The sequence below is a fragment of the Flavobacterium sp. GNP001 genome, from assembly GCF_054343775.1.
The window spans coordinates 755713-767708 of sequence record NZ_JBTGUX010000001.1; the positions used below are offsets into that span (position 1 = coordinate 755713).

11 protein-coding genes are annotated in these 11996 nt (G+C 36.2%); 5 read left to right on the forward strand and 6 right to left on the reverse strand.

The window, feature by feature from the left end:
- The first annotated feature begins 3 nt into the window (after window positions 1-3).
- Complete coding sequence (locus ACXX8U_RS03135; protein WP_458564569.1) at window positions 4-798, forward strand: ABC transporter substrate-binding protein; 795 nt, start codon at window positions 4-6, stop codon at window positions 796-798.
- Here the strand turns inward: ACXX8U_RS03135 and ACXX8U_RS03140 are convergent.
- Window positions 793-942: a hypothetical protein gene (locus ACXX8U_RS03140; protein ID WP_210788697.1), complete on the reverse strand. Its 150-nt coding sequence runs from the start codon at window positions 940-942 to the stop codon at window positions 793-795. The genes ACXX8U_RS03135 and ACXX8U_RS03140 overlap by 6 nt on opposite strands.
- Before the next feature lie 107 nt (window positions 943-1049).
- Here ACXX8U_RS03140 and ACXX8U_RS03145 point away from each other — a divergent pair, with 107 nt between their 5' ends.
- Window positions 1050-1835: an alpha/beta fold hydrolase gene (locus ACXX8U_RS03145; RefSeq protein ID WP_210788696.1), complete on the forward strand. Its 786-nt coding sequence runs from the start codon at window positions 1050-1052 to the stop codon at window positions 1833-1835.
- Window positions 1836-2055: 220 nt separating this feature from the next.
- On the opposite strand, the gene purU is transcribed toward ACXX8U_RS03145, so the two are convergent.
- Both purU and ACXX8U_RS03155 read right to left on the reverse strand, forming a co-directional pair.
- Window positions 2056-2910 carry a formyltetrahydrofolate deformylase gene (gene purU, locus ACXX8U_RS03150; protein ID WP_458564570.1) on the reverse strand — a complete coding sequence of 285 codons (855 nt, stop codon included), beginning with the start codon at window positions 2908-2910 and terminating at the stop codon, window positions 2056-2058.
- A gap of 112 nt (window positions 2911-3022) precedes the next feature.
- Complete coding sequence (locus tag ACXX8U_RS03155) at window positions 3023-3730, reverse strand: DUF4197 domain-containing protein (protein ID WP_458564571.1); 708 nt, start codon at window positions 3728-3730, stop codon at window positions 3023-3025.
- 280 nt (window positions 3731-4010) lie between these two features.
- Between ACXX8U_RS03155 and ACXX8U_RS03160 the strand changes: the two genes are divergently transcribed.
- The gene (locus ACXX8U_RS03160; protein WP_458564572.1) at window positions 4011-7439 is read left to right on the forward strand and encodes a methylmalonyl-CoA mutase family protein; all 3429 of its coding nucleotides are present in this window, start codon (window positions 4011-4013) and stop codon (window positions 7437-7439) included.
- 205 nt (window positions 7440-7644) lie between these two features.
- Window positions 7645-8511, forward strand: a complete 867-nt coding sequence (locus tag ACXX8U_RS03165) for an alpha/beta hydrolase (RefSeq protein ID WP_458564573.1) — start codon at window positions 7645-7647, stop codon at window positions 8509-8511.
- A 91-nt stretch (window positions 8512-8602) separates the two neighbouring features.
- Here the strand turns inward: ACXX8U_RS03165 and ACXX8U_RS03170 are convergent, their stop codons facing one another.
- On the reverse strand, window positions 8603-9148 hold the full coding sequence (locus ACXX8U_RS03170) for a DUF1543 domain-containing protein (RefSeq protein ID WP_458564574.1): 546 nt from the start codon (window positions 9146-9148) through the stop codon (window positions 8603-8605).
- Window positions 9149-9260: 112 nt separating this feature from the next.
- Between ACXX8U_RS03170 and ACXX8U_RS03175 the strand changes: the two genes are divergently transcribed.
- Window positions 9261-9758, forward strand: coding sequence for a hypothetical protein (locus tag ACXX8U_RS03175; RefSeq protein WP_458564575.1), 498 nt, complete (start codon window positions 9261-9263; stop codon window positions 9756-9758).
- A gap of 54 nt (window positions 9759-9812) precedes the next feature.
- Here the strand turns inward: ACXX8U_RS03175 and ACXX8U_RS03180 are convergent, their stop codons facing one another.
- Together ACXX8U_RS03180 and ACXX8U_RS03185 are read right to left on the reverse strand one after the other, a co-directional pair.
- On the reverse strand, window positions 9813-10757 hold the full coding sequence (locus tag ACXX8U_RS03180) for a TerC family protein (RefSeq protein WP_458564576.1): 945 nt from the start codon (window positions 10755-10757) through the stop codon (window positions 9813-9815).
- A gap of 154 nt (window positions 10758-10911) precedes the next feature.
- Entirely contained in the window at window positions 10912-11925 is a 1014-nt protein-coding gene (locus ACXX8U_RS03185) for a glutamine synthetase beta-grasp domain-containing protein (RefSeq protein ID WP_458564577.1), read from the reverse strand.
- Between the last annotated feature and the right edge of the window lie 71 nt (window positions 11926-11996).

An 11996-nucleotide genomic window follows, 5' to 3' on the forward strand; every position in this document is an offset into this window, starting at 1 on the left:
TTAATGAAAACATACTCTGACCAACTCGGTATTTCTCATTCCTTTGAATCTGCTCCGCAGCGTATTATTTCACTTGTGCCCTCGCAAACAGAATTATTGTATGAATTGGGTTTAGAGGAAAAAATTGTTGGGATTACCAAATTTTGTGTGCATCCTTATCATTTTAAATCGACCAAAAAAATTGTTGGTGGTACAAAAAAAGTTCATTTCGAGAAAATAAAACTTTTGCAACCCGATATTATTATTTGTAACAAAGAGGAAAATACCGAAGAGATGGTGGTCGAATTACGGAAAATAGCCACCGTTTGGGTTACAGATATTTGTACTATCGAGGACAATTTACAAATGATTACTGATTTTGGGCAACTTTTCAATGCCCGTACCGAAGCTCAAAAATGGAACGATAAGTTAAAATTTGCTTTGGCAAACTTCAAAAGTTTTATTGCTGATAAACCTATTAAAAAAGTAGCTTATTTCATTTGGAAGGATCCTTATATGGTAGCCGGCGGATCTAACTTTATAAATGAACTTCTTAAACTGAATCATTTTGAAAATATATACGAAGACAGAGGCCGATATCCAGAAGTAGAAATCAATAAGATTCGTGCCGAAGGTGATCCTGCCATTATATTTTTATCATCGGAGCCTTTTCCCTTCACAGAGCAACATGCTTTTGAAATTGGTGTACATACGCACCACGCCAAAACGATATTCGTAGATGGCGAAATGTTTTCTTGGTACGGCAGCAGGTTGCTTAAAGCGTTTGATTATTTTATGAAGTTACACCAAAAATTATAGTTCACATTCTTCTAGAACGCATTCTTCTTGGTATATACTTGATTCCAATTCAATTTTGGAGAGGTCAAAATTAACAGTGGCTAAGAACTGGTATTCTTCAATGAGTTTTTCTATTTCACGCTTCTCTTTCAATAATCCTTTCATGGGTGCAATTTTTTTGCAAATTTAAGGCTTACTTTTATAAAATTCGCAATATTTTTTGTTAAGATTGAGATTTCGATTTAATGTGCTATTTTTACCAAAAAAAACACGTGATTAGTTACACCATATATAACAATGCTTCAACTGACCAATGGGTTACTTTTGTCCATGGTGCAGGAGGGAGTTCGTCTATTTGGTTCAAACAAATTAGAGATTTTAAAAAGCAGTACAATGTTTTACTTTTAGATCTTCGCGGACACGGCGAATCAAAAACAACGTTAAAAACGGCCTTCAAACAAAAGTATACCTTTTCTGCTTTGGCAAATGACATACTCGAAGTTCTAGATCATTTACAAATTAAGAAATCACATTTTGTTGGTATATCACTAGGTACTATTTTAATAAGGCAATTAGCCGAAATGTATCCGGAGCGCGTGCAAAGTATGATTTTGGGAGGCGCTATTTTAAAAATGAATTTTCGCTCGCAAGTTTTGATGCGATTAGGTAATATGTTCAAATATGTGCTTCCATATTTGGTTTTGTATCAATTTTTCGCCTTTGTGATCATGCCTAAGAAAAGTCACAAACAATCGCGACTACTTTTTATCAATGAGGCAAAAAAATTGTATCAAAAAGAATTTATCAAATGGTTTAAGCTTACGGCCGAGATAAATCCGGTACTCAAATGGTTCCGTCAAGTGGAATTGAATATCCCAACACTTTACGTAATGGGCGAGGAGGATTATATGTTTTTACCGTCAGTTCGTAAGGTGGTCGAAAGTCATTACAAGTCATCCAAGCTTTTTGTTGTTCAAAATTCAGGACACGTAGTAAACGTGGAGCAGCCCAATATTTTTAATGATGTGGTGCTTTCTTTCCTTAAAACAGCCCACTAAAAAAAAATGCCCGCACAAGTTGTGCGAGCAAATCTTTAACTAACCAAAACCAAAATAATAAATAACCAGTTTATTACTGTACAAAGGTCGGCAACAAGTTGAAATATCGTTGTTAAGATTTTGTTATTACTTTGCGAACCATTCGTTAAGATTTTGAGTCGCGGTGTGATTAAGTTTTTTTAATGATTAAAAAACTGACAATCAGTGTTTTGTTTTTTAATTATAGAAACACAACTGTCTTATTATTGTACACCATCGTCTTGTGCTCTGCATGAAGTTTTACGGCTCGCGCCAATACCATTCGTTCTACATCACGACCTTTAGTTATAAAATCTTCAATAGAATGACTATGCGATACACGCGCAATATCTTGCTCAATAATTGGTCCTTCGTCTAGCCCCTCGGTCACATAATGACTGGTGGCACCAATAATTTTCACACCGCGTTTAAAAGCAGAATGATACGGCTTGGCACCAGGAAAAGCAGGCAAAAATGAATGGTGAATATTGATAATTCTGTTTTTGTAACGCGCAATCAAGTTTGGAGTTATAATTTGCATGTAGCGCGCCAAAACAATAAAGTCAATCTCGTATTTGTGGAGTATTTCTAGCTGTTGCTGTTCGCCTTGTTCTTTTATTTCTTTTGTAAAAGGGACATGGTAAAACGGAATCCCAAATTGTTGCGCAACGGGTTCTAATTCTCTATGATTACTAATGATTACACTAATTTCAAGCGGCAACTCATTAGCTCGGTAACGCCCCAAAATATCATACAAACAATGATCGTATTTGGATACAAAAATTGCCATCTTTGGTTTTTGCTCTTGGGTAAACAATTGCCAAGTCATTTCGAAAGGCGCTGCCAATCGCTGCTCAAAATCTTTTTCTAGCGCCTTCAAATCATTATTCGGATCTTTAAACTCGCATTCAATGCGCATAAAAAAAACATCTTCGTCCTCGTCTACATGTTGGTCTAAATACACAATATTGCCGTCAATGCTGGCAATGTAATTGGTTACAGCGGCAATGATGCCTTTTTGATCTTTACAATGTATGAGTAAGGTTATTTTTTGCATTAGGAATTGTTTTCGGTGCTTTAATTCAGTTAATTGTATCAAAAATAACCCAATCAATTCGTTTAAAAAACCGCTGAGGTAACCAAATATGTTTTAAAAAAAAGTTGACTAGTTATTTTTTGTCTTGCAAGGCAAAAACACGTTGCAACAAAACAGAAGTTCGTGCGCTCAAATTGGTTCTAATGTTTTGCTCCTCAACGGCCACCATTTTAAATACGCCGTTCAAAGCTTGATTAGTCACATAGTCTGTCAAATCAGGATTCACTTTATTCACAAGCGGGATGCTGTTGTATTTGGTAATAATATTAGCCCAAACTTTATCAGCGCCTACTTTAGTAAATGAATTTTTTATCACTGGATTGAATTTTCCGTACAAAGCTGTACTCGTACTATTTTGCAAGTAAGTTGTTGCTGCGCTTTGGTTGCCCAATAAAATAGTTTTAGCATCGGCAAAACTCATATTGCGCACCGCGTCTACGAAAATTGGAGTGGCTTGTTTCACGGCATCTTCTGCAGCACGATTCAAAACTTTTAAACCCTCGTCAGCCAAGGAACTTAATCCAATTTTGCGCAAGCCCGCATCTACTTTTCTCAATTCAGTAGGAAGTAAAATTTTCACAGCCTCGTTGCGATAAAACCCGTCAGTTGCTGTTAATTTGCTTACTTGTTTCGAAATTCCGTTGTTCAACGCTTCTTTTAATCCACCCGCAATATCCACGCCGCCTATACCTTGTGTTTGCGGAAATTGACTCATCACTTGCTGCATTTCGGCACAACTCGATAACGAAAGTGCGACTGCTAAAACTATAATTTTTTTCATAAAAAGAATCGGTTACATTAATTGGCCATCTGGCATTGGTAAAAATACAACAAATGCAAAAACAAAGCCAATTATTGACAAGCAGCAGGCGTTTTTGTTTTCAAATGACGGCTTCTCCCGCTTTCCGCTGTATCCTCGCTCCCAAAAAAGCGAGGGATGCCGCTGCAATCGGGTCTAGAATAGCTATTTTTTGCTTCGATTGTGAATAACATCATGCAACTTCAAATAGTTTTTTAAAATAAAATTGTAAATTGCAGGCTTAAATTATCATATTCATAAAATGGAACAACAAATACCATATATCCCTAACAATAAAGTAAGAATTGTAACGGCAGCAGCTCTTTTTGATGGCCATGATGCAGCAATCAATATCATGCGCCGAATTATCCAATCTACCGGTGTCGAAGTGATTCACTTAGGTCACGACCGCAGTGTCGAAGAGGTTGTGAATACTGCCATTCAAGAAGATGCAAATGCTATTGCCATTACCTCTTATCAAGGTGGTCACAATGAGTATTTTAAATACATGTATGACTTACTTCAAGAAAAGGGAGCGGGTCAAATCAAAATATTTGGTGGTGGTGGTGGTGTAATCCTGCCTTCTGAAATTGCAGAATTACAAGCTTACGGAATTACCCGCATTTACGCACCTGATGATGGGCGTGCCATGGGATTACAAGGAATGATAAACGATTTAGTTCAAAAAGCTGATTTCCCAACAGGTAATCAATTGACTAATGAGTTGGAGCAATTAGAGTCTAAAAATCCAACAGCATTAGCGCGTATTATCTCTGCAGCCGAAAATTTCCCTGAAGTTGCCGCTAAAACTTTAGAAGTAATTCAAGAAAAAAACGCCAATAGTACTACTCCCGTTTTAGGAATCACAGGTACAGGTGGTGCAGGTAAATCATCTTTGGTTGATGAATTAGTGCGTCGTTTCTTGATTGATTTTCCTGAAAAAACAATCGGTTTAATTTCTGTTGACCCATCTAAACGAAAAACAGGTGGTGCACTTTTAGGCGATCGTATTCGTATGAATGCTATAAATAATCCTCGTGTTTATATGCGCTCTTTGGCTACACGTCAATCTAATTTGGCTTTGTCAAAATACGTTGCCGATGCCATTCAAGTAATCAAAGCAGCTAACTACGATATTATAATTTTAGAAACTTCAGGAATCGGCCAGTCTGATACTGAAATCATGGACCACTCTGATGTGTCTTTATATGTAATGACACCAGAATTTGGTGCCGCTACGCAATTAGAAAAAATCGACATGCTTGATTTTGCTGATTTAGTAGCAATCAATAAATTCGACAAACGAGGTTCACTTGATGCGTTACGCGATGTTAAAAAACAATACCAGCGCAACCACAATTTATGGGATGCTGATTTAGATTCGCTACCCGTTTTTGGGACTATTGCTTCGCAATTTAATGATCCAGGAATGAATACGCTCTACAAAGCCATCATGGACAAAGTAGACGAGAAAACAAATTCTGACTTAAAATCGACGTTCCAGATTACGCGCGAAATGAGCGAGAAAATTTTCGTAATTCCGCCACATCGTACGCGTTACCTTTCTGAAATTGCCGAGAATAACCGAAAATATGACGAAACTGCACTTTCTCAAGTAGAGGTAGCTCAAAAATTATACGGTATTTACAAAACGGTGGAGTCAGTTTCGAATACGACTTTAGTTTTAAACAAAGCCGGAATTGATGATGCTTTTGTGAGCGCTAGTCAGCCAGAATCACAACTCTTTTTACAGTTGTTATTGAAAGAATTTGATCGTGTGAAAATGAATTTAGATCCCTACAACTGGGAAATCATATTAACATGGAAAGAGAAAGTAGATAAATATAAAAATCCGGTGTATACCTTCAAGGTGCGTGATCGCGAAATTAAAATGGCTACGCATACAGAGTCGCTATCGCATACGCAAATACCAAAAATTGCTTTGCCAAAGTACCAAGCTTGGGGTGATATTTTACGTTGGTCGTTGCAAGAAAATGTACCAGGTGAATTCCCTTTCGCTGCTGGATTGTATCCTTTTAAACGTGAAGGCGAAGATCCATCGCGTATGTTTGCTGGAGAAGGCGGACCTGAAAGAACCAACAAACGTTTTCATTATGTGAGCGCAGGATTGCCTGCAAAACGTTTGTCTACTGCTTTTGATAGTGTGACATTGTACGGAAATGATCCTCACGTACGTCCTGATATTTACGGAAAAATTGGAAATGCAGGAGTATCAATCTGTTGTCTTGATGATGCTAAAAAATTATACTCTGGTTTTGATTTGGTTCATGCTATGACATCAGTAAGTATGACCATTAACGGCCCAGCACCTATGTTGCTTGGGTTTTTTATGAATGCAGCTATTGATCAGCAGTGCGAATTGTACATCAAAGCCCATGATTTAGAAGCTGAGGTTACCGCTAAAATTGAAGCGATCTACAAAGAAAAAGGTGTAGCAAGACCAAAATATCAAGGCGAATTGCCAGCTGGTAATGACGGTTTGGGATTAATGCTTTTGGGTGTTACTGGTGATCAGGTTTTACCACAAAATGTATATTCCGAAATTAAAGCAAGAACTTTATCACAAGTTCGTGGAACTGTTCAAGCAGATATTTTAAAAGAAGATCAAGCACAAAACACTTGTATCTTTTCTACTGAATTTGCCCTCCGATTAATGGGTGACGTTCAAGAATATTTCATTGCTAAAAACGTTCGTAATTTTTACTCGGTTTCTATCTCAGGATATCACATTGCTGAGGCGGGTGCAAATCCAATTACGCAATTGGCATTTACCTTGTCTAACGGATTCACTTACGTAGAGTACTACTTGAGTCGTGGTATGAATATCAATGATTTCGGACCAAACTTATCGTTTTTCTTCTCAAATGGTGTCGATCCAGAATATGCAGTAATTGGTCGTGTAGCACGTAAAATTTGGGCGAAAGCCATGAAAAACAAATACGGAGCGAACGAGAGAGCACAAATGTTGAAATACCACATTCAAACTTCAGGACGTTCATTGCACGCACAAGAAATTGATTTCAATGATATTCGTACGACTTTACAAGCTTTGTATGCGATTTATGATAACTGTAACTCATTGCATACCAATGCATATGACGAAGCAATTACAACGCCTACGGAAGAATCAGTACGTCGTGCGATGGCTATTCAATTAATCATCAATAAAGAGTTAGGTCTAGCCAAAAACGAAAACCCTATTCAAGGTGCTTTTATCATTGAAGAATTGACAGATCTTGTTGAGGCTGCGGTATTGTTAGAATTTGACCGAATTACAGAGCGTGGTGGCGTTCTTGGTGCTATGGAAACAATGTATCAGCGTAGTAAAATTCAAGAAGAAAGTTTGTATTACGAAACCCTAAAACATACTGGCGAATTCCCAATTGTGGGAGTAAATACGTTCTTGAGTTCAAAAGGTTCTCCAACAGTAATTCCTGCCGAAGTAATTCGTGCTACCGAAGAAGAAAAACAATATCAGATCGATATGTTGAATAACTTGCACCAATTACATCCAGAAAAAGTAAAAGAACAGTTAAACAATATTCAAGAAGCGGCCATTAAAAACCAAAATTTATTTGAACATTTGATGGAAGCAACTAAAGTATGTTCGCTTGGGCAAATAACAGCCGCTTTGTTTGAAGTAGGCGGACAGTACCGCAGAAATATGTAAGCAGAGAACCACTTTTTGCGGAGCAAAAAAGTGTGCGAGTTGCTTATCCCGCATTTGGCGGGATTTTATCAAATAAAATTTAAGTCAAGCTTAATTGCAATAATAATGCAAAGGTCTTTCTTCACAGAAAGGCCTTTGTTTGTTTTGTGAACTTCAAAATCAGTTAAAAGTAATGTGTTATATTTACATAATAAACTTTATAACTATGAAAAAATCTCATTTATTACTGGTTTTCTGCTTGTTAGTGGGGACATTGAATATGAATGCCGCGAAGGTGGATACATTGCAAATTCCAAGTATTGCAATGAGCAAAACTTATAAAGCAGCTGTTGTTTTGCCTAATTCGTACGCAAAAAGCAAAAGTAATTACCCAGTTTTGTATTTGTTACACGGTGCGTATGGACATTTTAATGATTGGCTATCTAAAACTCCCGATAAAATGTTAGTGCATAATTTAGCAGATAAATACAACATTATTATCGTCATGCCCGAAGGCGAAACTTTTAGTTTTTACTTAGATAGTCCGGTAAATAAGGGCAGTCAATTTGAAACCTATATCACCAAAGAAGTAGTTCAAAAAATTGATCAAACCTACAGAACAGTAGCTGATAAAAAAGGCAGGGTAATTTCTGGCTTATCAATGGGAGGACACGGCGCTATGTATCTTTCAACCAAACATCCTGAATTGTATAGTGCTGTAGGGAGTATGAGCGGTGCGCTTGATATGGGTAGCATTGTTACTCCTGAAAGCAAAGAGAGAATGACAAAATTGTTAGAGCCTGTATTTGGACCTAATGGTGCTCCTCAAGAAGTTTATGCTGCCAATGCGGTGATGAATATGGTTGATAAGATCAAAATAAATAAACTACCTACCATAATTGATTGCGGAGTAGATGATTTTTTAATTGAAACAAATAGGGAACTGCACCGCAGGTTGGTATATGCCAAAGTACCGCACGAATATATCGAACGCCCGGGAGCACACACTTGGGAATATTGGGAAAGTGCTTTACCAACTCATTTGTTATTTTTTCAAGGAGTATTAAAAAGTAATGGAGTTTTGGTTCCCTAAATTAGTATGATTTAGTTCTAAAAAAAGGTCTTTCAGAAATAACTGAAAGACCTTTTTTGTGGAGTTAAGCAAAAGAAAGCTTGTAAAAGTATTATTTTAAACCACTAATTTTCACATAACCAATATGTAACTGATCATCATCGACAACAGTTTCTGATTTTGTTATTTTTAAACCATAAAGTAATTTCGATGCTGCAGGAAGCATATCATCAACCCGATAGCGATCATCCACATCAACTCCATATTTTTCATCAATATGTGATTCCGCACCTTTAAAACCACAATGTTTAAAAAAGGCAGTGGTTTTCGATTTTCGTGTTGCCAATCCTAAGGATTTTGAAACAGTTAGCATTTTATAATGGTATTCTTCAAAGTCATTTTCTTTGTATCCACCCAAATTGAGAAAAAATAATTTTTCTGTGCTACTTTCATCCACATGTTCGCGCGGCACAATTTCAATATGGTAATTATTTACTTGAGTCACTTCGCGCCAAGCATCAATATGAATTTTGCCTTTAGCTTCAGGCCAAAAAGCTTTCATTTGAGGAACTAAATCTTTGAGTGAAGTTCCTATTCCAAAAAAAATATCATGCTGTTCTGTAAATCGTCCATGCGGCTTGCAGCCTAGCATGATCATGTATAATTTGAGTTTTGTGTCCATTTTTTTAAAGTGGTTTAAATGAAATAAAAAAGTTTGGCATAGTTCATGAATAGTCAATTTCAACACAAACCATAAAAACATAGAGATCATGAAAAAAATTACCTTATTGTTGGTTTTCATCGGGATGATTACACTAACAAGCTGTGAAGTTACAGAAATATATGATGAGACAGATGCACCAAGAACAGAAGTATTTGAAGTAAACACTTCATTTAACAGATTGAATAATTACGAAAGAAGAGTGATTTTTGATCCACCAATATACTCTTCTGATTCGGTTTTGGTATATCACTTGTATGACGTAGTAAATGGCCAAGATGTTTGGAAATTAATGCCGCAAACCTATTATTTCTCTGGAGGAGATGAATTAGATTTTAACTTTGACTATACTAGGTCGTATGTTGATATTTACCTTACAGCTAATTTTGATTTGAATACTTTGCCGCCAGATTGGACGCAAAATCAAACTTTTAAAATTGTGATTATCCCTGACGGTTTTGCAAAAGCTGTAGATAAAAATAATATGAATTCCGTATTATCCGCTTTAAAGGTGTCACAAGCCGATGTTAAAAAGATCAATTTGTAATTTAAATTATAGTTATAAGAAAAAAGGAAATCTCTCGATTTCCTTTTTTTATTTTTACTCTGATTGTTTCGCTTTTTGTAGCGAAACAATTATCCCTACGCCTAAAGCAACGGCTATAAAAGCTAACGAAACCCATTCAGGCAATTTTATATAATCATGAGCAATCATTTTAACACCTACAAAACTCAATATTGCAATCAAGCTGTATTCTAAGTAGCTAAATTTAGCCAGCATATTGGCAAGGAAAAAATACATAGAACGCAATCCTAAAATAGCAAAGATATTGGAACTAAAAACTAGAAAAGGATCATTGGTAATAGCTAAAATAGCTGGTACACTATCTATTGCAAAGACAACATCCATCACCTCTATAACAACTAGTGCTACAAAAAGTGGGGTTGCAGCAGTAATATGTCTTCTTTTTACAAAAAAATGTTCCTCATCAATATGATTCGAGATTGGCATTATTTTTTTTAGACTCTTGTAAACGAATGATTTTTTGGGTTGAAATTGCTCGTCATCGCCACTAAACAACATTTTCATTGCGGTGTAAATCAAGAATGCACCAAAAATGTAGGTCATCCATGAAAACTTATTGATCAACATTACACCAAAAAAGATCATTAAACCTCTAAAAATAATAGCTCCAAGTATGCCCCAAAATAAAACACGGTGTTGGTATTTTTGTGGGATTTTGAAAGCTGCAAAAATAATAGCTATCACAAAAATGTTGTCAATACTTAACGAAAGTTCGATTAGATAGCCTGTTATAAATTTCATTGCAGCTGCACTAGGTTTAAGTGCATCTGGGTTGGGAATATAATTGGTGGTATAAAGCCAGTAAACAACTCCGGAGAAAAGAAACGATAAAGTAACCCATATTGCAGTCCATTTCCCAGCTTCTTTTGAGCTAATGATATGTGGGTTTTTATTAAATACTCCCAAGTCTAATGCTAGAAAAACGAGAACTGCAGCTAAAAAAGTGATCCAAACAATCATAAGTTTTATTTTAAAATGTAGCACAAAGATAGTTCGAGAATCTTGAAACAAGAATAGTATTGCAGATAAAGTTGAGGACTAAATATTAAAAGATAGTTAAAAAAAATGCCCTCAAGAGTGAAGGCATTTTAATTCAAAAAATATAGTGTTAAAATTATAAAGCAGAGTTTACTGTTTTGATAATTCTAGCTGCAATTTTGTACGGGTCACCGTTTGAAGCTGGTCTACGATCTTCAAGCCATCCTTTCCATCCATTTTGAACAGTCATTAAAGGAATACGGATTGAACATCCTCTGTCAGATACTCCGTAAGAGAAATCGTTGATTGAAGCTGTTTCGTGCTTTCCAGTCAAACGCTGGTCATTGTAGGCTCCATAAACCGCAATGTGTTCAGCAGTTACAGGTCTAAATGCTTCACAAATTTTTTCGTAAGTTTCTTGAGAACCACATGTTCTTAATACTTCGTTAGAGAAGTTGGCGTGCATACCAGAACCATTCCAATCAGTATCTCCAAGTGGTTTTGGGTGGTATTCAATATAATATCCGTATTTTTCAGTCAAGCGATCTAGTAAATAGCGCGCTACCCAAATTTCGTCACCTGCTTTTTTAGCTCCTTTTGCAAATAATTGAAATTCCCATTGTCCACAAGCAACTTCTTGGTTGATTCCTTCAAAGTTAATTCCTGCAGCAATACAAAGATCAGCATGCTCTTCAACTAATTTTCTTCCATGAGTATTTTTTCCACCTACTGAACAGTAGTACATTCCTTGTGGTGCTGGATAACCTCCAATTGGGAAACCAAGAGGCAATAGCGTTTTGGTATCCATAATAAAATACTCTTGCTCAAATCCGAACCAAAAATCACCATCATCATCAATAGTAGCTCTTCCGTTTGAAGGATGTGGTGTGCCATCTGCATTCATAACCTCAGTCATTACTAAATAACCATTGATACGAGTAGGATCTGGATAAATTGCAACTGGAACTAATAAACAATCAGACGAACCACCTTCGGCTTGTCTAGTAGATGAACCATCAAAAGACCAATTTCCAAGTTCTTCTAAAGTTCCTTGAAAGTTTTCATGCTCTTCAACTTTTGTTTTGCTTCTAAGATTTTGTGTTGGTTCATAACCGTCTAACCAAATGTACTCTAATTTTATTTTCGCCATGACAATTTAAATTACTTCGTGATTATTAATGGTACAAAAGTAAAATAATTTTTTTAACCATAAAATTTAGG

Bases quoted from the DNA above. Each gene is read 5' to 3' on its own strand.
- purU (WP_458564570.1), bottom strand. From the start codon at position 2,910: ATGCAAAAAATAACCTTACTCATACATTGTAAAGATCAAAAAGGCATC.
- ACXX8U_RS03140 (WP_210788697.1), bottom strand. From the start codon at position 942: ATGAAAGGATTATTGAAAGAGAAGCGTGAAATAGAAAAACTCATTGAA.
- ACXX8U_RS03170 (WP_458564574.1), bottom strand. From the start codon at position 9,148: ATGATCATGCTAGGCTGCAAGCCGCATGGACGATTTACAGAACAGCAT.
- ACXX8U_RS03155 (WP_458564571.1), bottom strand. From the start codon at position 3,730: ATGAAAAAAATTATAGTTTTAGCAGTCGCACTTTCGTTATCGAGTTGT.
- ACXX8U_RS03185 (WP_458564577.1), bottom strand. From the start codon at position 11,925: ATGGCGAAAATAAAATTAGAGTACATTTGGTTAGACGGTTATGAACCA.
- ACXX8U_RS03180 (WP_458564576.1), bottom strand. From the start codon at position 10,757: ATGATTGTTTGGATCACTTTTTTAGCTGCAGTTCTCGTTTTTCTAGCA.
- ACXX8U_RS03175 (WP_458564575.1), top strand. From the start codon at position 9,261: ATGAAAAAAATTACCTTATTGTTGGTTTTCATCGGGATGATTACACTA.
- ACXX8U_RS03165 (WP_458564573.1), top strand. From the start codon at position 7,645: ATGAAAAAATCTCATTTATTACTGGTTTTCTGCTTGTTAGTGGGGACA.
- ACXX8U_RS03160 (WP_458564572.1), top strand. From the start codon at position 4,011: ATGGAACAACAAATACCATATATCCCTAACAATAAAGTAAGAATTGTA.
- ACXX8U_RS03135 (WP_458564569.1), top strand. From the start codon at position 4: ATGAAAACATACTCTGACCAACTCGGTATTTCTCATTCCTTTGAATCT.